Source organism: Streptomyces sp. MspMP-M5, assembly GCF_000373585.1.
Classification (GTDB): Bacteria; Actinomycetota; Actinomycetes; order Streptomycetales; family Streptomycetaceae; genus Streptomyces.
In genome coordinates, this window is the sequence record NZ_KB891880.1 from 82,427 (window position 1) to 106,886 (window position 24,460).

A 24,460-nucleotide genomic window follows, 5' to 3' on the forward strand; every position below is an offset into this window, starting at 1 on the left:
AACGCCCGCCGCCAGGCGCCACGGCGGGGAACCCGGCAACGTACGACAAGGCCCGCGCAGCGGCACCGCGCCGCCAGGCGCAAAATGGCGAACCCCTACGGCGGGGGAGCCGACAACGTGGGAGGCCCGCCGGGGCCTAGCCCCACCGCCCCGTGCGCCCCAACAGCAACGCCGTAGCCGCCGTCCCCGCCGTGGACGTCCGCAACACAGACGCCCCCAGCCGATACGGCTTCGCACCCGCCTCCGCGAAGAGCGTCAGCTCCTCCGGCGACACCCCGCCCTCGGGGCCGACGACCAGCACGATCGAACCCTCGGCGGGAAGTTCGGCGGTCGCGAGCGGCGTACTGCCCTCCTCGTGGAGGACGGCCGCGAAGTCGGCGTCCGCGAGCAGCGCGGCGACCTGTTTGGTCGTCAGCGGATCGGCGACGCGCGGAAAGGTCAGCCGGCGGGACTGCTTGCCCGCCTCACGGGCGGTGGCACGCCACTTCGCCAGCGACTTGGCGGCCCGCTCGCCCTTCCACTGGGTGACGCAACGGGCCGCGGACCACGGCACGATGGCGTCCACCCCGGTCTCCGTCATGGTCTCCACGGCCAGTTCGCCGCGGTCGCCCTTGGGCAGTGCCTGCACGACGGTGAGGGTGGGCGTCGGCGGCTCCTCGGTGCGCAGCGCGGTGACGGCGACGGTCAGCCGGTCCTTGCCCTCGACGGCGGCGACGGTGCCCTCGGCGCCGGTCCCGGCGCCGTCCGTCAGCACGACCTCCTCACCGACCCGCAGCCGCCGCACCGACACGGCGTGCCGGCCCTCGGGTCCGGCCAGGGTCAGGGTGCCCCCGGCCCGTACGCCGGTGAGCGATTCGACGAGGAAGACGGGGGCGGTCATGCCGCACCGCCGATGCCATGGCCGGGGCCGCCCTGGCCGAACGCGGCGCGGGCGGCGTGGAGTTCGGCCGCCAGCACCTCCACCAACTGCCCGGCCGGCATCTCACGCGCCAGCCGGTGCCCCTGGCCCGCCCAGAGGTTCAGCCCCTGGGCGTCGCCGGCCTTGGCGGCGGCCTTGCGGACCGGGGAGGTGAGGTGGTGCACGGCGGGATAGGCGGCCGGGGCGTACGGGCCGTGCTCCCGCAGGAAGCGGTTCACCAGGCCGCGGGCCGGCCGCCCGGAGAACGCCCGGGTCAACTCGGTATGGGTGAAGAGGGGGTTGGTCAGCGCCTGCTTGTGCAGCGGGTCGGCGCCGGACTCGGGGGTGGCGAGGAAGGCGGTGCCCAGCTGCGCCATCGACGCGCCGGCGGCCAGTACCGCGGCGATCTGCGCACCGCGCATCAGCCCGCCGGCGGCGATCACCGGGATCTGCACCGTCTCGCGGACCTGCGCGAGCAGCGCCAGCAGCCCCAGCCCGGAGCCGGTCCCGTCGGCGTGCGGATCGTCCCGGTGGGTGCCCTGGTGGCCGCCCGCCTCCACGCCCTGCACGCAGACCGCGTCGGCCCCGGCCCACTGGGCGGCCTGTGCCTCGGCGGCGGTGGTGACGGTGACGACGGTGTAGGTGCCGACCTTGGCGAACGCGTCGAGGGCCGCCCGCGAGGGGCAGCCGAAGGTGAAGGAGACCAGCGGCACCGGGTCGTCGCGGAGGATCGCGAGTTTGGCCTCGTAGCCGTCGTCGGTGGGGCCGTTGATGTCGCCGAGCTCGGTCTCGTACCAGGCGGTCTCGCCGGCGAGTTGCTCGCGGTAGACCTCGACGGCGGAGGTGTCGGTCAGCTCGGGCTGCGGCATGAAGAGGTTGACGCCGAAGGGCCGGCCGGTCGTCCCGCGCAGCCGCTTGATCTCCTGGTACATGCCGTCGGCGGTTTTGTAGCCGGCGGCCAGGAAGCCGAAGCCGCCGGCCTCGCAGACGGCCGCGGCCAGCTCGGGTCCGGAGCCGCCGCCCGCCATCGGGGCCTGCACGATGGGGTGGCGGCAGAAATCGGTGAGCGCGGTGGGCATGCCCACATCGTGTCACGACCGGCGCCCCGGCCCGAACGGGGGCGGCGGCCGCGGCCCGGGAAACACCCCGGCCCGCGGCCGCTGCGCCTACCGCCCGTTGAACGCGTCCTTCAACCGCGAGAACAGCCCTTGCTGCCCCGGCTGGAACTGGCCCTGGGGGCGCTCCTCGCCGCGCAGCTTGGCGAGGCGGCGCAGCAGCTCCTCCTGCTCGGGGTCGAGCTTGCCGGGGGTCTGCACCTCGACGTGGACGATGAGGTCGCCCCGGCCGTTGCCGCGCAGGTGGGTCACGCCGCGGCCGTGCAGCGGGATCGACTGGCCGGACTGGGTGCCGGGCCGGACGTCGATCTCCTCCACTCCGTCCAGCGTCTCCAGCGGGCACTTGGTGCCCAGCGCCGCCGCCGTCATCGGGATGGTGACCGTGCAGTGCAGATCGTCGCCGCGCCGCTGGAACACCGGGTGGGGCAGCTCGTGGATCTCGACGTAGAGGTCGCCGGCGGGACCGCCGCCGGGGCCCACCTCGCCCTCGCCGGCCAGCTGGATCCGGGTGCCGTTGTCGACACCGGCCGGGATCTTGACGGTGAGGGTGCGGCGGGAGCGGACCCGGCCGTCGCCGGCGCACTCGGGGCACGGCGTCGGGACGACCGTGCCGAAGCCCTGGCACTGGGGGCAGGGCCGGGAGGTCATGACCTGGCCCAGGAAAGAGCGGGTGACCTGCGAGACCTCGCCGCGGCCGCGGCACATGTCACAGGTCTGCGCCGAGGTGCCCGGCGCCGCGCCCTCGCCGCTGCAGGTGGTGCAGACGACGGCGGTGTCGACCTGGATGTCCTTGGTGGTGCCGAACGCGGACTCGCTGAGCTCGACGTCGAGCCGGATCATGGCGTCCTGGCCACGGCGGGTGCGCGAGCGCGGGCCGCGCTGCGAGGCCGTGCCGAAGAAGGCGTCCATGATGTCGGAGAAGTTCCCGAAGCCGGCGCCGAAGCCGCCCGCGCCACCGGCGCCGCCGGCCTGCGAGAGCGGGTCGCCGCCGAGGTCGTAGACCTGCTTCTTCTGCGGGTCCGACAGGACCTCGTAGGCGGCGTTGATCTCCTTGAACCGCTCCTGGGTCTTGGGATCCGGGTTCACGTCCGGGTGCAGCTCGCGCGCCAGCCGGCGGAACGCCTTCTTGATCTGGTCCTGCGAGGCGTCACGGCTGATGCCGAGGACCGAGTAGTAATCCGTGGCCACTTACGACTCCGCGAGGATTTGTCCGACGTAACGTGCCACTGCGCGTACCGCTCCCATCGTTCCGGGGTAGTCCATGCGGGTCGGTCCGACCACGCCCATTTTCGCGACGGCCTCGTCGCCCGAACCGTATCCGACGGTGACGACCGAGGTGGACGTCAGGCCCTCGTGAGCATTCTCATGCCCGATCCGTACGGTCATGCCCGAGTCCTTGGCCTCCCCCAGCAGCTTGAGCAGCACCACATGCTCCTCAAGGGCCTCCAGCACGGGCCGGATGGTCAGGGGGAAATCATGCCCGAAGCGCGTCAGATTGGCGGTGCCGCCGATCATGAGCCGCTCTTCGGTCTCCTCCACCAGAGTCTCCAGCAGTACCGACAGTACTGTCGAGACGGTGGCCCGGTCGTCCTGTTCGAAGGATTCCGGGAGATCCTGCACCAGCTGCGGGACGTCCGTGAAACGGCGGCCGACGATCCGGCTGTTGAGCCGGGCGCGCAGGTCCGCCAGGGACGTCTCGCCGAACGGCGTCTGGCAGTCGATGAGCCGCTGCTCGACGCGGCCGGTGTCGGTGATCAGCACCAGCATCAGCCGGGCCGGGGCCAGGGCCAGCAGTTCGACGTGCCGCACCGTGGACCGGGTCAGGGACGGGTACTGCACCACGGCCACCTGGCGGGTCAGCTGCGCCAGCAGGCGCACCGTGCGGCCCACCACGTCGTCCAGGTCGACGGCACCGTCGAGGAAGTTCTGGATCGCGCGGCGCTCGGGGACGGACAGCGGCTTGACGCCGGCGAGCCGGTCGACGAAGAGGCGGTAGCCCTTGTCGGTGGGGATGCGGCCGGCGCTGGTGTGCGGCTGGGCGATGAAGCCCTCGTCCTCCAGGGCCGCCATGTCGTTGCGGACGGTGGCCGGGGAGACGCCCAGCTTGTGGCGCTCGGTGAGCGCCTTGGAGCCGACCGGCTCCTCCGTCCCGACATAGTCCTGGACGATGGCGCGCAGCACTTCGAGCCTGCGTTCACTGAGCATCTCGCCACCTCCAGTCGGCCGTCCGCCGTGTCGTTCCGTCACTCCTGGCACTCACATGGGCCGAGTGCCAGACCCTGGGCCAGTGTACGGCCGGGTAGCGCGGATGCGGCAAGGGCGGGCGTACTCAGGGCTTACCCACCCCCGCGGAATCCGACCCGCGGGCCGCCCCCGAGACGGCCCGGAGCGGACCCCGGGCGATCCCCGGTCCGACGCCGCCGCGGTCCCCTACGGGTTCCGGGCGGTGCCCGTCGCGGACCGGCGTCGAGCCGCTTCCGCGGTGTGCCGGGCAACGCTATCGCGGGGGCGCTAGCGTCTCGGTATGCGCACCACATGGGAAGAGGCGGGCTGGGAGCGGCTCGGCGAGGGGGTGGTCCGGCGCCGGATGCCGGGCTGGGACGAGACGATCGGCGTGGTCGCCGGTTCGGACGGGGTGCTGATCGTCGACACCGGCGCGACCCTCGGTGCCGGGGCTGAGCTGCGCCGGACGGTGCGCGCGGTGCTCGGCCGCGGTGTGACGCATGTCGCGCTCACCCACCCGCACTTCGACCACGTTCTGGGCACCGCGGCCTTCGCCGGGGTGGAGGTGTTCGGCGCGGCCGGGGTGGGCGAGCTGCTGCGGCACGGCAAGGAGGCGCTGCGGGACGACGCGGTCCGGCACGGCGTGGACCCGGATGCCGCGGCGGAGGCCGCTGACCTGCTGGTCGTCCCGCATCACGAGGTGCACGGGCGGCGGACGGTCGGCCTCGGGGACCGGGAGGTGCTGCTGGCCGACGTGGGGCCCGGTCACACCCCGCACGACCTGGCCGTCCTGGTGCCGGGCCGGGCCGGTGAACGGGCGGTCGTCTTCTGCGGCGACCTGGTCGAGGAGTCCGGCGAGCCCCAGGCGGGCCCGGACGCGCTGCCCGGGCGGTGGCCCGCCGCGCTGGACCGGCTGCTGGCTCTGGGCGGCGAGGACGCGGTGTACGTGCCGGGCCACGGCGCGGTGGTCGACGCCGGCTTCGTCCGCGCCCAGCGCGACGCCCTGGCCGCCCGTCCGGGCACCGACTCCCCCTGAAGCGGCGCACGTTGAGCCGCTGACGGCTCGCCCCCGCGCCCCCTCGCCCGTCTCCCGGGCCGCCGGCCGCCGTCCCGGCCGTCCCGCCGTCCCGTCGATCCGCAGGAACAGGAACAGGAAGCAGACCCGCATGCACAGCAGGCACTACAGCCCCGACCTCACTCCCCCCTGGAAGAAGCCGCAGCCGGTGCCCGAGGTGCCGGCCGACCCCGGGCTGGTCGTCGAGGAGGTGGTGACGGGCTACTGCGGCGCGGTGCTGCGGTGCGAGAAGACCGCCGAGGGCCCGACGGTCACCCTGGAGGACCGCTTCGGCAAGCAGCGGGTGTTCCCGATGGTGCCGCGCGGCTTCCTCCTGGAGGGGCGGACCGTCACCCTCGTCCGTCCGCGGAGCGGCCCGGCGCCGAGCGGACCGGCGCGCACCGCGTCCGGCTCGATCGCGGTCCCCGGGGCGCGGGCCCGTGTCGCCCGGGCCGGCCGCATCTACGTGGAGGGGCGGCACGACGCGGAGCTGGTGGAGCGCGTCTGGGGCGACGACCTGCGGATCGAGGGCGTCGTCGTGGAGTACCTGGAGGGCGTCGACGACCTTCCGGCGATCGTCGACGCCTTCGCCCCCGGCCCGGACGCCCGCCTCGGCGTCCTGGTGGACCACCTCGTACCCGGCTCCAAGGAGTCCCGGATCGCGGCGGCGGTGACCGGTGAGCACGCGCTGGTCGTCGGCCACCCGTACATCGACGTCTGGCAGGCGGTGAAGCCGTCCTCGCTGGGCATCGAGGCGTGGCCGGAGATCCCCCGGGGCCAGGACTGGAAGACGGGCGTGTGCCGGGCGCTGGGCTGGCCGGAGAACACCGGTGCGGCCTGGCAGCGGATCCTGTCCCGGGTGCGGTCCTACAAGGACCTGGAGCCGGCGCTGCTGGGGCGGGTGGAGGAGCTGATCGACTTCGTGACGGCGCCGGCGGGGGCGGACGACGGGGTCTGAGGTCCGACCGGCACGGCGGTTCGCGGCGGTGCGCACGGCGGCGTGCGCGGCCGGTGCACGCCGTGCGCCGCCTCGGCGGTGAGCGCACTCTGGTAGCAGCGATTCCGGAGGTGACCGCCATGTTGAAGACCGCTGTCGGATGGCATGTCGAGCTGGAATTCGAGGAGGACACCCACCGCACCCGGGCCGCCGCGCTGGTACGCCTGCCGGACGGGACCGAGGTGCGGGCCCATGGCTATGCCAGCCGCCACCCCGCCGACGGGAACCAGCCCCGGGTCGGCGAAGAGGTCGCGGGGGCCAGGGCCCTGAACGACCTGGCGATGCAGCTGCTGACCAAGGCCCATGACGAGATCGACACGGCCTCGGGGCGGACGTCGCGGCCGCTGACCCACTGAAGTCCCCTGCCCCGTGGGCCGGTTGAGGCGCCGGCCCGGCGGTGGCCGCTGCTCCGCCGGCCCACCGGGGCCGGGCGGGGGCGGTCAGTCCACCAGGTCGCGTACCACCGCGTCCGCGAGCAGGCGGCCGCGGAGGGTCAGTACGGCCCGGCCCGCCTCGTAGGGGCCGGGCTGCAGGAGGCCGTCGGCCACCGCGCGGGCGGCGGCGCGGGCGCCCGAGGGCGCAAGCAGGGACAGCGGGCAGCCGGCGGCGAGACGGAGTTCCAGGAGGATCCGCTCGACGCGGCGGTCCTCGTCGGAGAGCAGTTCGCGGCCGGCACCCGGGGAGCGGCCCTCGGCGAGGGCCTGGGCGTAGGCGGCGGGGTGCTTGACGTTCCACCAGCGGACGCCGCCGACGTGGCTGTGCGCGCCGGGGCCGGCGCCCCACCAGTCGGCGCCGGTCCAGTACAGCTCGTTGTGACGGCAGCGGCCGGCCTCGGTGGTGGCCCAGTTGGAGACCTCGTACCAGGAGAAGCCGGCGGCGGCCAGGCGTTCCTCGGCGATCAGATAGCGGTCGGCGTGCACGTCGTCGTCGGTCATCGGGATCTCGCCGCGGCGGATCCGGCGGGCCAGCTGGGTGCCCTCCTCGACGATCAGGGCGTACGCGGAGATGTGGTCCGGGCCGGCGGCGGTGGCGGCGTCCAGGGAGGCCCGCCAGTCGTCGTCGGACTCGCCGGGGGTGCCGTAGATCAGATCGAGGTTGACGTGCGCGAAGCCGGCCGCGCGGGCCTCGGCGACGCAGGCTTCGGGGCGGCCCGGGGTGTGCGTGCGGTCGAGGATCTTCAGGACGTGCTGCCGGGCGCTCTGCATGCCGAAGGAGACGCGGTTGAAGCCGGCCTCGCGCAGCTCGGAGAGGTAGCGCGGGCCGACCGACTCCGGGTTGGCCTCGGTGGTGATCTCGGCGCCGGGCGCCAGGCCGAACTCGTCGCGCACCGCGGCCAGCATCCGGCCGAGGTCGGCGGCGGGCAGCAGGGTCGGGGTGCCGCCGCCGACGAAGACCGTCTCGACCGGGCGGGGGTCGTCGCCGAGGACCTTGCGGGCCAGCCGGATCTCGTCGACGAGGGTGTCGGCGTAGTTCTCGCGGGAGGCCAGGGCGCCGCCGGGTCCGCGCAGCTCACTGGCGGTGTAGGTGTTGAAGTCGCAGTAGCCGCAGCGGGTGGCGCAGTACGGCACGTGCAGATAGAAGCCGAGGGGGCGCTCGGCGGCGCCGGTCAGCGCATGGCGGGGCAGCTCCCCGTCCTCGGGCATCGGCTCACCATCTGGCAGTGCGGAAGGCATGGGGTCCATTGTCCGTCATGGCGGGGGATGTGCGGGCTGCCCGTGGCGGGAGGTGCACGGGCAGCCCGCCTGAGGGCCCGGGGAACGGGCGGGTGGCGCGCCCCCGGCCGATGGCGTGCCACGTACCGGGGATGCCGTTCCCCGCGCCGGTCGACCCCGGGCCCGCGCGGGGGAACGCCGTGCCCCGCACCGCCGAACGCCAGGCCCGCACCGCCGCCGAACGCCGGCCCCGCACCGGCCGACGCCGTGCCCCGCACCGCGGAACGCCGGGCCTTGCACCGGCCGATGCCACGCCCCGCACCGGGGAATACCGCCCCCGCCCGTCCGGTTGTGGCCCCGCAGGGGGCCTGCGCACCCCCTACGGGAACCGTTCGACCACCCCTACGGGCAACCCCCCGCCGCCTGCAGCACCATCAGCGCCAGGTCGTCGTCGGGTGGCGTGGGGCCGAAGGCGTGCACCGTGCGGCGGATGTGTTCGGCGATGGCCTCGGCGCTCCGTCCGGCCGTCGCGGCGAGCGCCGAGGCCAGCCCGTCCTCGTCGTCGAAGAGCCGCCGGCCGCAGCGGCGCTCGGTCACCCCGTCGGTGACGCACAGCAGCGTCTCCCCGGGGCACAGGTCGAAGGACTCGCTGACATACGCCGCCTCCTCGACGACGCCCAGCAGCATCTGCGGGGCCGCGACGACCCGCACCGCGCCGTCGGTGCCGAGGACCAGCGGCAGCGGGTGGCCGGCGCTGGCGAGGGTGCACCGGGCGCCGCCGGAACCGCCGCGGTACGGGACGATCTCGCCGTACAGGAGGGACAGGAAGCGGGCCTGCTCGCCCTCCTCGCGGATCTCCACGGGGGCCTCCGCGCCCGCACCGGCCGCCGCCACCGCCGCCGCCACCGCGGCGACGGAGTCCGCGGCCTCCCGCGCCATGGTCTTGTTGAGCCGGTCCAGCACCTCGGCGACGCCGAAGCCGTCGCGGGCCAGCAGCCGCAGCACCGGCCGGGCCAGCCCGGTGACCGCGGCGGCCTCGGGCCCGCTGCCGCAGACGTCGCCGAGCGCGAAGCACCAGCGGTCGTCGCCGGCGTCGAAGAGGTCCCAGAAGTCGCCGCCGGCCCAGGCGCCCTCGCGCGGCTCGTAGACCACCGCCGACGCCACGCCGGGCACCCGGGCCCGCCCCTGGGGCAGCAGGCGGCGCTGCAGGACCCGGCTGATGCGTTCCTGACGGCTGTAGGCGCGGGCGGTGGCCATCGCGCGGGCGGCCCGGCGGCACAGGTCCTCGGCGAGCGCGACCACCTCGCCGGGGAAGCGCCGCAGTCCGGCCCGGCCGAGCAGCAGGGTGCCGAGCCGGCGGCCGCCGGCGACCAGCGGGCAGGCCAGCGCCGCGCCGCCGGGCTCCGGGCCGGCCGGCTCGTGCGGCCAGGGCACCGGGACCGGCCGGCTGCCGACGGCGCCGTCGAGCCCCAGGCCCGGCGGCTCCTTCTCCAGGGCGGCCCGCAGCGAGTCGATCCGGCCCTCGGACTGGTGCCAGACGCGGGCCAGCCGCGGCGCCTCACCGGCCTCCGCGAGGCCGCGTCCGGGCGCGCCGCCGTCGCCGTCGTGGAGCCACACCGCGCACCAGTCGGAGAGTCGCGGAACGATCAACTGGCAGGCCAGCGAGGCGACCTGATCGGCGTCCAGCTGCCCGGAGAGCAGGTCGGACGCCTCCGCCAGGAAGGACAGCGCGCCGCTGTCGACGCCGCGCTCCCGTGCGGGCCGGTCCTCGGGCGGCGCGGGGCGGCGCGGCACGGGGGCGAGGAGTTCGGAGGCCCGCAGCCCCTGCCGGAAGATCTCCTCGTCCAGGGCGCCGTAGGTGCCGTGGGGGTCGAGGGCGTCGTAGGCGCCGTCCGCGGTGTCCGGCTCCGGCCAGGCGACGTCCGGGCCGCCGACCGGCAACCGGAACCACACGGTCTTCATCGCCCGCCGGTAGGTGACGCCCCATGCCTCGGCCACCGCGCTGATCAGCCGCAGTCCGTGGCCGCCCGCCTCGTAGGCGCCGGTGTCCTCGCGGGCCCGCACCGGCTGGGTGGGGTGCCGGTCGGAGACCTCGACGACGAGGCCGGGGCGGGGCGGTTCCGCGGGGGCGGTGTCCGGGGGGTCGTCGGGGTGCGGCAGCCGCTCCTCGGCGGGGTCGAGCCGGCAGAGCACGTCGACGGTGGTGCCCGCGTGCACCACGGCGTTAGTCACCAACTCGCTGACCAGCAGCACTGCTTCGTCGGCCAGTGGTTCGGTGAGCCGGTCGGCGCCGGGCAGCCGCCGCGCGGTCCAGTCCGCGAAGGCGGCCCGGACGAACTGCCGGGCGGCCGCCGCGGCCCGCGGGTCACCGGGCAGCGTGGCCCGCAGGGAGCGCGTGGCGGCCTCTGCAACGTCGTCCCGTCCGGCCGAAGTTGTCATCCTCATTGAGCAACTCCCGAGCAGTTCCCCAGCGGCGCCGGATGCGCCAACGCCAGAGTGACAGAACGAGCCCGCACATAAGCGGTGAGTCACGGAAGTGCGTGGTCAGAGGGGTCAATTCGGCTGACGCGGTACGGCAGTTGGCCGGGGCACGCCGGACGTCCGGGGCCCGCCGGGGCCGCCGGGTGCCGGGCGGGCGCGCCGGAGCGGTGCGGGTCCGCCCGCGGCCCCGCGGCGCGCCCGCCGGCGGCGTCACGCCTCCCGCGTCCCGGCGTACATCTCGTCGAGGAGGTCCTTGAAGGCCCGTTCCACCACCGGCCGCTTGATCTTGAGGCTGGGGGTGATCTCGCCGTGCTCGATGTCCAGGTCGCGCGGCAGCAACCGGAACTTGCGGATCTGCTGCCACCGCTGGAGCCCCTCGTTGACCCGCTCCACATAGCCGTCGATCAGCGTGCGGACCTGGTCGGTGGCGACGACCTCGGCGTAGCTCCGGCCGGCCAGGCCGTGTTCCTCGGCCCACTTGAGGATGGTGGGTTCGTCCAGTGCGATCAGGGCGCTGCAGAAGTTCCGGTTGGCGCCGTGCACCAGCACGTTGGAGACGAACGGGCAGACCGCCTTGAACTGGCCCTCCACCTCGGCGGGCGCGATGTACTTGCCGCCGGAGGTCTTGATGAGGTCCTTCTTGCGGTCGGTGATCCGCAGATAGCCGTCCGGGGACAGTTCGCCGATGTCGCCGGTGTGGAACCAGCCGTCCTCCTCCAGGACCTCGGCGGTCTTCTCGGGCAGGCCGTGGTAGCCCTGCATGATGCCGGGGCCGCGCAGCAGGATCTCGCCGTCCTCGGCGATCCGCACCTCGGTGCCGGGCAGCGGCTTGCCGACGGTGCCGGTGCGGTACGCCTCCCCGGGGTTGACGAAGCTGGCGGCGCTGGACTCCGTCAGGCCGTAGCCCTCCAGGATGTGGATGCCGGCGCCGGAGAAGAAGTAGCCGATCTCCGGGGCGAGGGCGGCCGAGCCGGAGATCGCGGCGCGCAGCCGGCCGCCGAACGCCTCGCGCAGCTTGGCGTAGACGAGGGCGTCGGCGACCTTGTGCTTGGCGGCCAGTGCGAACGGCACCGAGGTGTTGCCGGTGCGCCGGAAGTTCTCCTGCGAGGTCCTGGCGTACTCGCGGGCCACCCCGGCCGCCCACTGGAAGATCTTGTACTTGGCGCCGCCGCCCTCGCGCGCCTTGGCCGCGACGCCGTTGTAGACCTTCTCGAAGATCCGCGGGACGGCGGCCATGTACGTCGGCCGGACCACCGGCAGATTCTCGATGATCTTGTCGACCCGGCCGTCCACCGCGATCACGTGCCCGACGGCGATCTGCCCGGCGCTCAGCACCTTGCCGAAGACGTGCGCCAGCGGCAGCCAGAGGTACTGCACGTCGTCCGCGGCGACCATGCCGGTCGCCTGGATGGCGCGGGCCATGTACGCCCAGCAGTCGTGGGACAGCCGCACGCCCTTGGGGCGGCCGGTGGTCCCGGAGGTGTAGATGAGGGTGGCCAGCTGGTCGGCGCGGAGCGCGGCGACCCGCTCCTTGACGCACTCCGGGTGCTGCTCCAGATAGGCGGTGCCGCGCTTCTCCAGCTCGGCGAGGGAGAGCACCCAGCCCTCGGGGTCGTCCTCCGCGGGCTGTGCGTCGGCCTCGTCGATGACGACGACGTGCGCCAGCTCGGGCAGCTCGGCGCGCCTCTCGCGGGCCTTGGCGAGCTGCCGGGCGTTCTCCGCGATCAGCACCCGGCTGCCGGAGTCGGCCAGGATGAACGCGGTCTCGTCGGCGCTGGTGGAGGGGTAGACGGTGGTGGTGGCGGCGCCGGAGCAGAGCACTCCGAGGTCGGCGAGGATCCACTCCACCCGGGTGTCGGCGGCCAGCGCCACCCGCTCCTCGGGGCGGACGCCCAGGGCGATCAGTCCGGCGGCCGCGGCGAGGACCCGCTCGGCGGCCTGGCTCCAGGTGAGGGCCTTCCAGTCGTCCGGTCCGGTGCCCGAGACGGGCGGGACGGGGTAGCGGTATGCCTCGGTGTCCGGGGTGGCCGCGACCCGCTCCAGGAACAGGGTCGCCACCGAAGGCGGCCGGTTGTCGATCAGCGTGTGAGTGTCGGTCACGGCGTCCTCCGGGGCCCGCTTCGTTGCTGGTGACTCGCGAGTAACCTTTGAGCAGTGATCAGACTAGAGCGCGTGCGGCCGCCGCGTAAGGGGCTGCACCCGACTGGTTCACGATGTGACCCGAGCGATAGGTGCACATGACACCCGCTTGACCGGCGGGCCCGCGGGACCCCGTGCGACCGGCCCCGACACGGCGCGGGGCGCCGGTCCCCCAAGGAACCGGCGCCCCGCGCGGGCGTCCCGCGTCCGCTGCTTCTTCTGCTTCTCCGACTGCGCCCCGGACTACTTCTTCGCCTTGCCGTCGCCGTCGGAGTCCGAGGACAGCACCGCGATGAACGCCTCCTGCGGCACCTCCACGCTGCCGACCATCTTCATCCGCTTCTTGCCCTCCTTCTGCTTCTCCAGCAGCTTCCGCTTACGGGAGATGTCACCGCCGTAGCACTTGGCGAGGACGTCCTTGCGGATGGCGCGGACGGTCTCACGGGCGATGACCCGGCTGCCGATGGCGGCCTGGATCGGCACCTCGAAGTTCTGCCGCGGGATCAGCTCGCGCAGCTTGGCGACCAGCCGCACACCGTAGGCGTACGCCTTGTCCTTGTGGGTGATCGCGGAGAACGCGTCGACCTTGTCGCCGTGCAGCAGGATGTCGACCTTGACCAGGTCGGAGGTCTGCTCGCCGGTGGGCTCGTAGTCCAGCGAGGCGTAGCCGCGGGTCTTGGACTTGAGCTGGTCGAAGAAGTCGAAGACGACCTCGGCGAGCGGGAGGGTGTAGCGGATCTCGACCCGGTCCTCGGAGAGGTAGTCCATGCCCATCAGCGCACCGCGGCGGGTCTGGCACAGCTCCATGATCGCGCCGATGAACTCGCTGGGCGCCAGGATCGTGGCCCGGACGACCGGCTCGTGCACCACGTCGATCTTGCCGGTGGGGAACTCGCTGGGGTTGGTGACGGTGCACTCGGTGCCGTCCTCCATCTCCACGCGGTAGACCACGTTGGGGGCGGTCGCGATCAGATCGAGGCCGAACTCGCGCTCCAGGCGCTCCCGGATGACCTCCAGGTGCAGCAGGCCCAGGAAGCCGACGCGGAAACCGAAGCCCAGGGCGGCCGAGGTCTCCGGCTCGTAGACCAGCGCGGCGTCGTTGAGCTGGAGCTTGTCCAGCGCGTCGCGCAGCTCGGGGTAGTCCGAGCCGTCGAGCGGGTACAGCCCCGAGAACACCATCGGCTTGGGGTCCTTGTAGCCGCCCAGCGGCTCCTGGGCACCCTTGGTGAGCTGGGTGATCGTGTCGCCGACCTTCGACTGCCGGACGTCCTTCACACCGGTGATCAGATAGCCCACCTCGCCGACGGACAGGCCGTCGGCCGACTTCATCTCCGGCGAGTTGGTCCCGATCTCCAGCAGCTCGTGGGCGGCGCCGGTGGACATCATCTTGATCCGCTCGCGCTTGTTGAGCGTGCCGTCGACGACCTTCACGTACGTCACCACGCCGCGGTAGGCGTCGTAGACCGAGTCGAAGATCATCGCGCGGGCGGGGGCGTCCTTGACGCCGACCGGGGCCGGCACCTCGCGGACGACCTTGTCCAGCAGCTCGGGCACGCCGACGCCGGTCTTGGCGGAGACCCTCAGGACGTCCTCGGGCTCGCAGCCGACGAGGTTCGCCAGCTCGGCGGCGAACTTCTCGGGCTGCGCGGCCGGCAGGTCGATCTTGTTGAGGACCGGGATGATCGTGAGGTCGTTCTCCATCGCCAGGTAGAGGTTGGCGAGGGTCTGGGCCTCGATGCCCTGGGCGGCGTCGACGAGGAGGATGCAGCCCTCGCACGCGGCCAGCGAGCGGGACACCTCGTAGGTGAAGTCGACGTGGCCCGGCGTGTCGATCATGTTCAGGATGTGGGTCGTGCCACTTCCCTCTTCGCCCTCGGAGGGGCTCCAGGGCAGCCGGACCGCCTGGGACTTGATCGTGATGCCGCGCTCGCGCTCGATGTCCATGCGGTCGAGGTACTGCGCGCGCATCTGCCGCTGGTCGACGACACCGGTGAGCTGGAGCATCCGGTCGGCGAGCGTCGACTTGCCGTGGTCGATGTGCGCGATGATGCAGAAGTTACGGAGGAGCGCCGGGTCGGTACGGCTCGGCTCCGGCACGTTCGTAGGGGTCGCGGGCACGCAGGGTCCATTCAGTGAACGCGGGTAGGCGGGACTCGGTCTTGTGATGTCTCCCCCATCGTCCCATGACCGGCGGGGGCGAGGGGTTTCGGGCATGGGGGCGGCGGGGCGGGCACGCTCGGGTGCAAGGGTGCCGGGCGGGCGAGGCGGGGGCGCGGCGCGCCTTCGGCGGGGGCGTCGGCCGCTGCGGCCGGTACGGGCGCCCGGGTACGGGCCGCCCGTGCGCAGGGTCCGGTTCCGGGGCCGGTTCGAGGTCCGGTTTGGGAGCCCGTGAACCCTGCTGGTAGCCTGGTCCACTGCGCTTCGTGCCCTCTCTCGTACGAGGCGCCACTCGAAACTCCAACGAACCTGAAAAGGCTCTTTCGTGGCGAACATCAAGTCCCAGATGAAGCGGATCAAGACCAACGAGAAGGCTCGTCAGCGCAACAAGGCTGTCAAGTCCTCGCTGAAGACCGCGATCCGTCGCACCCGCGAGGCCATCGAGGCCGGTGACCTGGAGAAGGCCACCGCCGCGCAGGCCCTGGCGGCCCAGAAGCTCGACAAGGCCGTCAGCAAGGGTGTGCTGCACAAGAACAACGCCGCCAACAAGAAGTCGGCGCTGGCCAAGAAGGTCGCCGGCCTCAAGGGCTGACCTTCGCCTTCGACCGCGCCCGACGCGGTCACCCTGCCGATCAGGGACCCAGCGGCCCCTCTCACCGCTCCCGGTCGGTGCACCACCGCGCCGCACGCGGCCTGCGTTCGCCACGCGGGTGCGGCGCAACCGGCTCCTCCGCGGCAACGTCCGCCGAGCAGCCATCCGAACTGGATACAGAAGACCCCGCCGGGGCCCATTTTGGGACGGCGGGGTCTTTTGTTTGTGTCGGGGACGGGGCGGTCGGGGGGCGGGGCAGTCGGGGGGGCGCGCCCGGTGTGCGCCGGGCGGGCGTTTGTGGCCGCATGCTCCCGGGAGGGTCCGGCACGGCTTCCAGCTGGGCCCGCATACGCCTCCCGGGAAGGCGCAACGCGGCTCCGGACAGGGCCGGATGCGAGGGATGTCCACTAGTCTGCCGCCATGTCCAATTCGGGGGAGCAGAACGATCCCTACTCCGCGCCGCAGCCTCCCGCCTACGGGCCGAGGCCCGCGCAGCAGCCACCGCCTCCGTCACCGCCGCCGCCACCTTCCCCTTCGCCTCTGTCTCCGCCTTCGATGCCTTACCGGCAGAATCCGTACACGCAGGGGCCGGGCGGGTACGGCTATCCGCCGCCGGGCGCCCAGGGTGGCGTAACGGGAGCCCCCGGGGCGCCAGGGGCACCCGCGGTGTCGGGCGCGCCGAGAACACCGAGGGCGCTGGCAGCGCCAAGCCCGGCGTACCGGGCGCCGCTCGGCGGGCCCCTCGGCGGCACGCCCGGTGGAGCGGGCGGGCGGGGCGTCTCCGGCTGGCTGTGGGCGATCGGCGGCGCGGTGGCGGCCGCCGCGATCGGGGCGTCCGTGATGTTCGCCACCGGCGCCTTCTCCTCGGCGCCCCGCCCCGACCTCAAGGGCTACGCGTACCGGGACGACCTGTGCGCCGCGACCTCCCTGACGCCGTTCGCGAACGCCCACTACAAGGCGAAGCCGAGCACCGGCACCGGCGCGGGTGCGGGACCGGGTTCGGGTTCGGGTTCCGGTTCCGGTCCGTCGGGGGCGTCGTCCCCGCCCAACCCGCAGCACAGCGGCTCACGGATGAACTCCATGGACTCGATGTGGTGCAACATCTCGCTCACCGCCGACGACGCCGGGACCGGCGACTACCCCTCGACCTGGATCTACAACTCCGTCACCCTGCACAAGAAGGCCGACCCGGCCCCGGAGTTCGCCGATGTGTACCGCGCGTACGAGAAACAGCAGACCACCGTCTCGTACAAGGTCGAGCCCGTCACCGGCCTCGGCGACGAGGCGTACCTCGTGACCCGCAACGACGCCTCCGGCGGGGGCAAGAGCACGTATGTCGTCCTCGCCGTCCGGGACGGCTGGCTGACGTACCAGTCGACGTGGTCCAGCTACCCGACGAGCAGCCGCACCGCGAAGCCGCCGTCCTCCTCCGAACTCGCCACGATGCTGGAAACCAGCGCGAAGGAGACCCTCAAGCGGTTGCGGGGGTGAGGGATGCGGGATGCGGGGCGAGGGTTGCAGGGGTGAGGGTGCAGGGGTGAGGGTGCAGGGGTGAGGGTTGGGACGTCTCGGTCCGCGGCCGGTCTCATCGCTCGTCACGTCGCCCCGCGGACCGTCGCCCTGCCACCCGACGCCCCGCCGTCGGTCGTTCTACCGCGAGCGGGCCGCTCGCGCGATCGTCACCACGGCCTTCTCCAGGGCGTATTCGGGATCGTCGCCGCCGCCCTTCACCCCCGCGTCGGCCTCGGCGACCGCGCGCAGCGCCCTGGCCACGCCGTCCGCCGACCAGCCGCGCATCTGCTGCCGGACCCGGTCGATCTTCCAGGGCGGCATGCCCAGCTCGCGGGCGAGGTCGCCGGGGCGGGCCCCGCGCGGAGCGGAGGCGAGCTTGCCGATGGCCCGGACGCCCTGCGCCAACGCGCTGGTGATCATGACGGGGGCGACCCCGGTCGCGATCGCCCAGCGCAGCGCCTCCAGCGCCTCGGCGGCCCGGCCCTCGACCGCCCGGTCGGCGACGGTGAAGCTCGACGCCTCCGCCCGGCCGGTGTAGTAGCGCGCGACCACGGCGTCGTCGATCGTGCCCTCGACATCGGCGGCCAGCTGTGCGCAGGCCGACGCCAGCTCGCGCAGATCGCTGCCGATGGCGTCCACCAGTGCCTGACAGGCATCCGGCGTGGCGGAGCGGCCGGACGCCCGGAACTCGCCGCGGACGAAGGCGAGCCGGTCGGCCGGCTTGGTCATCTTGGGGCAGGCGATCTCGCGCGCACCTGCCTTGCGGGCCGCGTCCAGCAGTCCCTTGCCCTTGGCGCCGCCGGCGTGCAGCAGCACCAGGGTGATCTCCTCGGCGGGCGAGCCGAGATACGCCTTGACGTCCTTGACGGTGTCCGCGGACAGGTCCTGCGCAGCGCGCACCACCACGACCTTGCGCTCGGCGAAGAGCGAGGGGCTGGTGAGCTCGGCGAGGGTGCCGGGCTGGAGCTGATCGGGGGTGAGGTCGCGCACGTCGGTGTCCGCGTCGGCCGCCCGGGCCGCGGCCACCACCTGCTGCATCGCACGCTCGAGCAGCAGTTCCTCCTGCCCCACCGCGATCGTCACGGGGGCAAGCGGGTCGTCGTTAGCTGTCTTCCTGGCCATCGCGTCCCAGCATCCCACGCCCCACCGACAACCCCGCCTGCCCCGTGGCACCCCACCGCGGTCCACCGCCCACCGCCCACTGCCCACTGCCCACTGCCCACTGCCTGACAATGGACGGGTGAACAACAGCCATGGCCCGGTGCACGACACCCACCACGGACGCCACGTCCTCGTCCTCCCCGACCGCGACGCCGCCGAGGAGGTGGCCGAGGCCCTGACCGAACGCCTCGGGGTCGCCGAGGAACCCCAGCTCGTACGGGACGCCCTGGCCGGCGAGGACGACGCCGAGGACGCGCAGTGGCTGGTCGTGATCGAGGACCCCGACGCCGCCTACGACGCCGCCCGCCTGGACGCCCTCGCCGCGGAATACGAGGGCTGGCGCGAGACCGAGTAGCCGTCCGTCCTTCTCCCCTCCCTTGTCCTTTGTCCTTCGCGTTGGTTTTCCCGTTGCTCCTCCCCTTGTCCCTCCGCTTGTTCCTCACTGGCTCACGAGGACGGGCTCGCGTTCCAGCGTGATGCCGAAGTGGGTGCGGTAGGCCGGCAGGACCTCGGCCGCGTCCAGCTCGCGCTCCTCCCGGGTGCCGTCGGCGCCGGTGATCACCAACGTGCGCCCGGAGAGCGTGACCCGGCCGGTCTCCGTGAGCCGTGAGCAGACCAGCGACTGACGGAAATGCGACGTGGGCGACGTACGCTGCCACCAGCAACCCGCTTCAAAGTCCCGCAGCTCACGCGGGCGTTGTTCCAAGCGGTACTGCGGGTCCCCGTCCCGGTAGACGTCCAGGTCGCCCGCCGGGGCCTCCACTATTCGGAAGACGCCCCCGGGATCGTTCTGGTCCGCGTCGCTGTCCAGCCTCAGCGGATAGTGGCTGTTCTGTCCGAAGCCGACGTCCACCAGCCAGGGACCGGTGGGGGTGTGCACCCGCAGCGCGAGATGGTCGTACGGAATCCCCAGCCCCTCGGGCCCGAACACCCGCGCCGACAGCAGCTCGACCTCGTAACCCAGCGCCCGGAGCAGTGCCGCGAAGGCGCCGTTGAGCTCGTAGCAGAACCCGCCCCGGCGAGCCTCGACGATCTTGTCCACCAGCGGCTGCTCCGCGAGGACGATCTCCTCTCCCAGATGGATGGCGAGATTCTCGAACGGCACGGCCCGCAGATGTCTCAGTTGCAGCGCACGCAACGCCTCGACGTCCGCGACGGCCGGCCGAGCAGCGGCTATCCGCCGGAGATAGGCGTCAGCGGTGGCATCGTCCATGAGATATGCGTCCTGTCCGTTCCCTGTCTCTTTCCTCGTCTCTTTCCTCGTCTCGTTCCTTGTGTATTTCCTTGTGTCTTTTCTCATCCCTCGTGCATTCCCTCGTGTGCGTTGAGCCCGCACCCTTTCTTCTCGGCGTCCGTATGGATCTCCCTGTTCCGCGGGGCTCCCGCCGTCTCCGGCCCGGGCGGCCCCGGAACTGCCGCCTCCTGAAACGTCCCCTGGATCCCCCGGATCGCCTCTGGGAGCGGCGTCCACCGACCACCGCGGACAGCTTGCCGGGAGTGCCGACGACCGCGATCGCGCCATCGGTGTCGGTACGCAGCACCAGAGTGCCCCCGGCGCGCAGCGACGCGATGGTGCGCGGGGCGGGATGCCCGTATGGATTTCCGGCGCCGCAGGAGATGAGGGCCAGGCGGGGCATCAGGCGGCGTATCAACTCCGGGTCCTGGTAGGCGGAGCCATGGTGCGCCACCTTGAGGACATCGACGGCGGCCAGTTCCGGATGGGCGGCGAACAGCGCCTGTTGAGCCGGGGGTTCGAGATCCCCGAGCAGAAGGACGGTCAGCCCGCCCGTCCGAACGAGCAGGGTCACGCTGGCGTCATTGGGCCCGGAGAGTTCCCCAGACCCGGCCCTGGCTCCGGCCCCGGCCGAGAGTGCCGCCGATGCTGCGGCCGACTGCGGCGTCAACGGGGGCGCGACCGGCCAGAGGACCTCCCATGAGAGGGGCCCCAGATGGCGCCGTTCGCCTGGTACGGCCCGAAGGACGGGGATCCGGGCACCGGCCGCCGCTTCCCTGACGAACTTCGCCTGGCCATAGGGCTCTTGCAGTGTCGTGGTCTCGATCGCGCCGACCGACCGCCCGCGCAGCGCGCCGGGCAGGCCGTCCACATGGTCGGCGTGAAAGTGCGTGAGCACGAGGAGCGGGATCCGGCGGATGCCCAATACGGTCAGGCAGCGGTCGATGGCGCGGGGTTCGGGCCCGGTGTCCACCACGACCGCCGTACCGTCACCGGCTGCCAGCACCAGCCCGTCCCCCTGCCCCACATCGCAGGCCACGACCCGCCAGTCCGGCGGCGGCCAGCCTGTCAGCACGCGGGTCAGCGGTGCCGGGCGGCACACCGCCAACACCACGGCCAGCGCACACGCCACACACAGCCATCTGCGGCGCAGCACCCGGCGGCCGATCGCGAGCAGCACCACGGTGGCGACGGCGAGCATCAGCCCGCCCACCCAGCCACCAGGCCAGCCGACCTCCGCTCCCGGCAGCTCCGCCCCCGCACGGGCAACACCGGCGATCCACTCGGCCGGCCAGCCCGCGCACCAGGCCAGCGCCTTGGCGGCCGGAAGCGCGACCGGGGCGATGGCGAGCGCGGCGAAGCCGAGGATCGTCGCGGGGGCCACGGCCAGTTCGGCGAGCAGGTTGCAGGGCACGCCGACCAGGCCCACCCGCGCGGCGAGCACCGCCACGACGGGTGCGCAGACCGCCTGGGCGGCGGCCGCGGCGGCGAGCACCTCGGCGAGCCGGGGCGGCACCCGGCGGCGCTGGAGGGCGGCGCTCCAGCGCGGTGCGAGCAGGAGCAGCGCGCCGGTCGCCAGGACGGAGAGCAGGAAGCCGTAGCGCCGGGCGAGCCAGGGGTCGTAGAGGACCAGCAGCAGTACGGCGGCGGCGAGCGCGGGGAGCAGCGAGCGGCGGCGGCCGGTGCCGATGGCGAGCAGTGTGATCAGCCCGCAGGCGGCGGCCCGCAACACGCTCGGATCCGGACGGCATACGACGACGAAGCCGAGGGCGAGCACCCCGCCGATCAGCGCGGTGCCGCGCAGTGACAGCCCCAGGTGCCGTGCCAGTCCTCGGCGTTCGGCCCGGGCGGCGAGGTGGGGCGGGCCGATCAGCAGGGCGAGCACGATGGTCAGGTTGCTGCCGGAGACGGCGAGCAGATGCGTCAGGTCGGTGGCGCTGAAGGCTTCGTCGAGATCGGGCGGTACCCGTGACACATCGCCCACCACGAGGCCGGGCAGCAAAGCGCGGGCATCCGGAGTGAGCCCGTCGGTCGCCTCGCGCAGCCCGGCGCGCAGGCTTCCGGCAAGCCGCTGCAGGGGCGACGGCGGCGCCACCTCGACCGGCGGCCCGTCGACGGTGACCCGCAGCACCGCGGCCGTCCGATCGGCCGCTGCCAACGGCGGTGCGGCACGCGCCACCACCCGGATTCGGGTCGACGGCAGCAACCCCCGCCATGTGGTGCCTGTGGTGCTCGCGCCTCTCCCCTCCTTCGCGCCTCTCCCCTCCTTCGCGTCTCTCCCCTCCTTCTCCTTCGTGCCGCGCCGCTGTTGTACGACGGCCAGCACGGGGGTTCGGACATCGGTGACCTTCCCATCCGGCGTGGTTACGCACACGGCATCGGCGGTGAACAGGAGCGCCGGCGGCACCCGTTGGGCCCCCCGCACCTTCGGGCGGGACAGCCGGGGGTCGTCGGTCACCTCCAGCTCCACCGTGAGCGGGGCGTAGCGCCGGGCCCAGACCGGCAGCGGCCCGCTCCGTACGTCCGCGGCGTGCAGCGCGGCGGAGGCGGCCCCCGCCGCAGCGCAGAGCAGTACTGCCGCCAGGGCCACGAGCGCACCCGCGGACCGGCCCCCGCCCAGCAGGCCACCCGTCATGGCAGCAGGGCGTATCGACGCATCCGGCCGCCCCCGAAGCGCCCGTGCCCACCACAGCGCGAGTGCCGCGAGCGCCACGGCCACGGCGCAGCCCACCGCCACCGCGCCACCCGGCGCCCCCAAGGCGACCGCTGCGGCCGCCCACGCCGCCACCGCAGGCCCGACCAGCCGCAGGTCAGCGGGGCCGTTCTGAGGTACCTCGGCCACACCGCCGGACGCGCCCTCCTGACTGCCGAGGCCGCCCCTGAAGCTCCCGAAGCTCCTGGGTGACGCCCCACCCGACGTCGTGGTCGCAACCCCACCCGCGGGGGGCTCCTGGGTCTCCTCCTCTCCGGTCGACGTCATGGCGCCACCAAGGGGCGCAGATCGGCAAGCCTGCGCTCACCGATGCCGGTCACATGGCGGAGCTGGTCGACCGAGGTGAACCCGCCGTGCTGGGTGCGGAATTCGATGATGTGGCGGGCCAGCACCGGACCGACGCCCGGCAGAGCGTCGAGTTGCTGCTCCGTCGCCGAGCTGAGGCTCAGCGGCCCGTTCGTCATCCCCGAGGCCCCGCTTCCGGCACCGCCGGCTCCGGTCTGTCCGCTCGCGCCCGCACCGCCCGTGCCGCCCGCGGCGCCGGCGCCCTCCGCACCGACGACGATCTGCTCGCCGTCGGTCAGCAGACGGGCCCGGTTCAGCCCGCGGAGATCCGTCCCGCGCAGCACCCCGCCCGCGGCCTCCAGCGCATCGGTCACCCGTGAGCCCGCCGGCAACCGGTGAATCCCGGGGCGCCGGACCTTCCCCGCGACATCCACGACCACCATCCGGCCTGCGCCGCCCGACGGTCCCCCGGTCGCCAAGCCCTGGGACGGGGACTGCCCCGACGACCACGGCTGAGCCGGTGAGCGGGCACCGGGACCGGGCACCGCAACCGGACGATCGGCGCCGGGCGCCTTCACGGGCTCGGGACGCGCCGCCCAGAAATGCTGAACGGCGAGGCCCACACCGACCACGAGCACCAGGACCAGCGCGGCCAGCGCCTTCGGAGTCGTGCCGCACCGTAACTGCACCCACAGCGGCAGCCGTTCACGTACCGCCGGCCACCAGCGCTCAGGCCGTCGGACCCCCGGCGGATCGTGCTCCCGGGACGGCGGCGCAGAATGTGCGTACGACGGTTCCGCCCTCGTCTCCGCCCCCGCCCCCGGCCGCCCACGGCCACCGCCGGGCCAACGCGCCCCCAGGCCGACGCCCGTACCCGTACCACTCCCCGCACCGATACCACTCCCCGCACCGATACCACTCTCCGTACCGGCGCCTCCCTCCCCGCCGGCGTTCCGCCCCGCCTCCTCCGCTCCGTCCCACTGATCGGTGCCGAAGATCACCGCGGCCCGCGCCCGCATCCGTTCGCGTTTCCACTCCCGCAGGCGCTCGTGCTCCCGCCGTCCCCCACGCGTGGGCGGGGCGGCGGGCGGGGAGACCGCGGACGGGCGGGACGGTCCGGCCGGTGACTCCGACGCGGAAGCGGACAGCGAAACTGACGTTGAATCCGGCCGGGAAGCCGTTCGATAGCTGCTCATGGCTCGACGCTAGGCGCCTCGCGCGAATCCCGCCGATCTGCGTCAATTCCCGTGGACAAGTGGGAAGTTGTGGATAACTCCGTCACCCACACGGGCATCCGGAGTCATGCCGCGTCACAACGCGAGCACCCACCACCCACAGCACACCGCCGACCGCCGACCGCGGCGTCCTCACCGCGGCGAGACCACGGCCCCCAGCAGCCCCGGCCCCGTGTGTGCGCCGATCACCGCGCCGACCTCGCTCACATGCAGCTCGTTCAGCCCCGGCACCCGCTCCCGGAGCCGTTCGGCCAACGCGTCCGCCCGCTCCGCCGCCGCGAGATGGTGGACCGCGATGTCGACCTGCCCCTCCCCCGCCCGCTCCGCGGCGATCTCCTCCAGGCGCGCAATCGCCCTGGAGGCCGTACGGACCTTCTCCAGCAGTTCGATGCGCCCGTCGGCGAGTTGAAGGATCGGCTTGACGGCGAGCGCCGAGCCGAGCAGCGCCTGCGCGGCGCCGATCCGGCCGCCGCGCCGCAGGTAGTCGAGGGTGTCGACGTAGAAGTAGGCGGAGGTGCCCGAGGCACGCTTCTCCGCTGCGGCCACCGCGTCGTCCGCGTCCCCGCCGGCCTCCACCGCCTCCGCGGCGGCAAGGGCACAGAACCCGAGGGCCATCGCGACCATCCCGGTGTCCACGACCCGTACCGGCACCGGCGCGTCCTTCGCCGCCAGCACCGCCGCGTCGTAGGTGCCGGAGAACTCCGAGGAGAGGTGCAGGGAGACGATGCCACTGGCACCGGACTCGGCGATGGCGCGATAGGTGTCCGCGAACACGGCGGGGCTCGGTCGCGACGTCGTCACGGGTCGGCGCTTCTGGAGCGCCTGGGCGACCGATCTCGCGGAGATCTCGGTGCCCTCTTCCAGGGCCTGGTCCCCCAGGACGACGGTCAGCGGTACGGCCGTGATGCGGTGGCGTTCGACAGCCGCCCGCGGCAGGTAGGCCGTGGAATCGGTGACGATCGCGACATGGCGGGACATGACTGGGAGGTTATCCGGGGACGCAGGCGCTCGA

Annotated in this window: 19 protein-coding genes; 6 read left to right on the forward strand and 13 right to left on the reverse strand. The window is 73.3% G+C overall.

The window, feature by feature from the left end; genetic code table 11:
* Window positions 1-136: 136 nt before the first annotated feature.
* The 4 genes from B073_RS0110235 to hrcA all read right to left on the reverse strand — a co-directional run bounded on the left by B073_RS0110235 (window position 137) and on the right by hrcA (window position 4,218).
* The gene (locus tag B073_RS0110235; RefSeq protein ID WP_018538002.1) at window positions 137-880 is read right to left on the reverse strand and encodes a 16S rRNA (uracil(1498)-N(3))-methyltransferase; all 744 of its coding nucleotides are present in this window, start codon (window positions 878-880) and stop codon (window positions 137-139) included.
* A complete protein-coding gene (locus tag B073_RS0110240) occupies window positions 877-1,977 on the reverse strand; it encodes a nitronate monooxygenase (RefSeq protein WP_018538003.1) in 1,101 nt (366 codons plus the stop codon). Before B073_RS0110240 ends, B073_RS0110235 begins: the two co-directional genes overlap by 4 nt.
* An 87-nt stretch (window positions 1,978-2,064) precedes the next feature.
* Window positions 2,065-3,201, reverse strand: a complete 1,137-nt coding sequence (gene dnaJ, locus B073_RS0110245; protein WP_018538004.1) for a molecular chaperone DnaJ — start codon at window positions 3,199-3,201, stop codon at window positions 2,065-2,067.
* Window positions 3,202-4,218, reverse strand: coding sequence for a heat-inducible transcriptional repressor HrcA (hrcA, locus tag B073_RS0110250; RefSeq protein ID WP_018538005.1), 1,017 nt, complete (start codon window positions 4,216-4,218; stop codon window positions 3,202-3,204). It lies immediately after the preceding gene.
* Window positions 4,219-4,537: 319 nt separating this feature from the next.
* On the opposite strand from hrcA, the gene B073_RS0110255 reads away from it, so the two are divergent.
* The 3 genes from B073_RS0110255 to B073_RS0110265 all read left to right on the forward strand — a co-directional run bounded on the left by B073_RS0110255 (window position 4,538) and on the right by B073_RS0110265 (window position 6,643).
* Window positions 4,538-5,272, forward strand: coding sequence for an MBL fold metallo-hydrolase (locus B073_RS0110255; RefSeq protein WP_018538006.1), 735 nt, complete (start codon window positions 4,538-4,540; stop codon window positions 5,270-5,272).
* Window positions 5,273-5,402: 130 nt separating this feature from the next.
* Window positions 5,403-6,248, forward strand: a complete 846-nt coding sequence (locus tag B073_RS0110260; RefSeq protein WP_018538007.1) for a DUF3097 domain-containing protein — start codon at window positions 5,403-5,405, stop codon at window positions 6,246-6,248.
* Between the two features lie 119 nt (window positions 6,249-6,367).
* A complete protein-coding gene (locus B073_RS0110265) occupies window positions 6,368-6,643 on the forward strand; it encodes a DUF1876 domain-containing protein (RefSeq protein ID WP_018538008.1) in 276 nt (91 codons plus the stop codon).
* An 84-nt stretch (window positions 6,644-6,727) separates the two neighbouring features.
* On the opposite strand, the gene hemW is transcribed toward B073_RS0110265, so the two are convergent.
* The 4 genes from hemW to lepA form a co-directional block, all read right to left on the reverse strand.
* Window positions 6,728-7,960: a radical SAM family heme chaperone HemW gene (gene hemW, locus B073_RS0110270; RefSeq protein WP_026247239.1), complete on the reverse strand. Its 1,233-nt coding sequence runs from the start codon at window positions 7,958-7,960 to the stop codon at window positions 6,728-6,730.
* Window positions 7,961-8,341: 381 nt separating this feature from the next.
* Entirely contained in the window at window positions 8,342-10,378 is a 2,037-nt protein-coding gene (locus B073_RS0110275) for a SpoIIE family protein phosphatase (protein ID WP_018538010.1), read from the reverse strand.
* Between the two features lie 252 nt (window positions 10,379-10,630).
* The gene (locus B073_RS0110280; RefSeq protein ID WP_018538011.1) at window positions 10,631-12,520 is read right to left on the reverse strand and encodes an AMP-dependent synthetase/ligase; all 1,890 of its coding nucleotides are present in this window, start codon (window positions 12,518-12,520) and stop codon (window positions 10,631-10,633) included.
* A gap of 282 nt (window positions 12,521-12,802) precedes the next feature.
* Window positions 12,803-14,677 carry a translation elongation factor 4 gene (gene lepA, locus B073_RS0110285; RefSeq protein WP_078507955.1) on the reverse strand — a complete coding sequence of 625 codons (1,875 nt, stop codon included), beginning with the start codon at window positions 14,675-14,677 and terminating at the stop codon, window positions 12,803-12,805.
* Window positions 14,678-15,041: 364 nt separating this feature from the next.
* On the opposite strand from lepA, the gene rpsT reads away from it, so the two are divergent.
* Together rpsT and B073_RS0110295 are read left to right on the forward strand one after the other, a co-directional pair.
* A complete protein-coding gene (rpsT, locus tag B073_RS0110290) occupies window positions 15,042-15,308 on the forward strand; it encodes a 30S ribosomal protein S20 (RefSeq protein WP_018538013.1) in 267 nt (88 codons plus the stop codon).
* A 666-nt stretch (window positions 15,309-15,974) separates the two neighbouring features.
* On the forward strand, window positions 15,975-16,799 hold the full coding sequence (locus B073_RS0110295) for a hypothetical protein (protein WP_234025042.1): 825 nt from the start codon (window positions 15,975-15,977) through the stop codon (window positions 16,797-16,799).
* Between the two features lie 159 nt (window positions 16,800-16,958).
* Here B073_RS0110295 and holA read toward each other — a convergent pair whose 3' ends face one another.
* Entirely contained in the window at window positions 16,959-17,942 is a 984-nt protein-coding gene (gene holA, locus B073_RS0110300; protein ID WP_026247240.1) for a DNA polymerase III subunit delta, read from the reverse strand.
* A gap of 118 nt (window positions 17,943-18,060) precedes the next feature.
* Here holA and B073_RS0110305 point away from each other — a divergent pair, with 118 nt between their 5' ends.
* Window positions 18,061-18,336 carry a hypothetical protein gene (locus B073_RS0110305; RefSeq protein ID WP_018538016.1) on the forward strand — a complete coding sequence of 92 codons (276 nt, stop codon included), beginning with the start codon at window positions 18,061-18,063 and terminating at the stop codon, window positions 18,334-18,336.
* Window positions 18,337-18,420: 84 nt separating this feature from the next.
* Here the strand turns inward: B073_RS0110305 and B073_RS0110310 are convergent, their stop codons facing one another.
* The 4 genes from B073_RS0110310 to B073_RS0110325 all read right to left on the reverse strand — a co-directional run bounded on the left by B073_RS0110310 (window position 18,421) and on the right by B073_RS0110325 (window position 24,426).
* On the reverse strand, window positions 18,421-19,194 hold the full coding sequence (locus B073_RS0110310; RefSeq protein ID WP_018538017.1) for an arylamine N-acetyltransferase family protein: 774 nt from the start codon (window positions 19,192-19,194) through the stop codon (window positions 18,421-18,423).
* A complete protein-coding gene (locus B073_RS0110315; RefSeq protein WP_078507959.1) occupies window positions 19,175-22,003 on the reverse strand; it encodes a ComEC/Rec2 family competence protein in 2,829 nt (942 codons plus the stop codon). Before B073_RS0110315 ends, B073_RS0110310 begins: the two co-directional genes overlap by 20 nt.
* Window positions 22,004-22,191: 188 nt before the next feature.
* On the reverse strand, window positions 22,192-23,409 hold the full coding sequence (locus B073_RS43790) for a ComEA family DNA-binding protein (RefSeq protein WP_324608786.1): 1,218 nt from the start codon (window positions 23,407-23,409) through the stop codon (window positions 22,192-22,194).
* A gap of 171 nt (window positions 23,410-23,580) precedes the next feature.
* On the reverse strand, window positions 23,581-24,426 hold the full coding sequence (locus B073_RS0110325; protein ID WP_018538020.1) for a DegV family protein: 846 nt from the start codon (window positions 24,424-24,426) through the stop codon (window positions 23,581-23,583).
* Window positions 24,427-24,460 lie beyond the last annotated feature (34 nt).

Bases quoted from the DNA above. Each gene is read 5' to 3' on its own strand.
- B073_RS0110235 (WP_018538002.1), bottom strand. From the start codon at position 880: ATGACCGCCCCCGTCTTCCTCGTCGAATCGCTCACCGGCGTACGGGCC.
- B073_RS0110240 (WP_018538003.1), bottom strand. From the start codon at position 1,977: ATGCCCACCGCGCTCACCGATTTCTGCCGCCACCCCATCGTGCAGGCC.
- hrcA (WP_018538005.1), bottom strand. From the start codon at position 4,218: ATGCTCAGTGAACGCAGGCTCGAAGTGCTGCGCGCCATCGTCCAGGAC.
- B073_RS0110255 (WP_018538006.1), top strand. From the start codon at position 4,538: ATGCGCACCACATGGGAAGAGGCGGGCTGGGAGCGGCTCGGCGAGGGG.
- B073_RS0110260 (WP_018538007.1), top strand. From the start codon at position 5,403: ATGCACAGCAGGCACTACAGCCCCGACCTCACTCCCCCCTGGAAGAAG.
- B073_RS0110265 (WP_018538008.1), top strand. From the start codon at position 6,368: ATGTTGAAGACCGCTGTCGGATGGCATGTCGAGCTGGAATTCGAGGAG.
- hemW (WP_026247239.1), bottom strand. From the start codon at position 7,960: ATGCCTTCCGCACTGCCAGATGGTGAGCCGATGCCCGAGGACGGGGAG.
- B073_RS0110275 (WP_018538010.1), bottom strand. From the start codon at position 10,378: ATGACAACTTCGGCCGGACGGGACGACGTTGCAGAGGCCGCCACGCGC.
- holA (WP_026247240.1), bottom strand. From the start codon at position 17,942: ATGGCCAGGAAGACAGCTAACGACGACCCGCTTGCCCCCGTGACGATC.
- B073_RS0110310 (WP_018538017.1), bottom strand. From the start codon at position 19,194: ATGGACGATGCCACCGCTGACGCCTATCTCCGGCGGATAGCCGCTGCT.
- B073_RS43790 (WP_324608786.1), bottom strand. From the start codon at position 23,409: ATGAGCAGCTATCGAACGGCTTCCCGGCCGGATTCAACGTCAGTTTCG.
- B073_RS0110325 (WP_018538020.1), bottom strand. From the start codon at position 24,426: ATGTCCCGCCATGTCGCGATCGTCACCGATTCCACGGCCTACCTGCCG.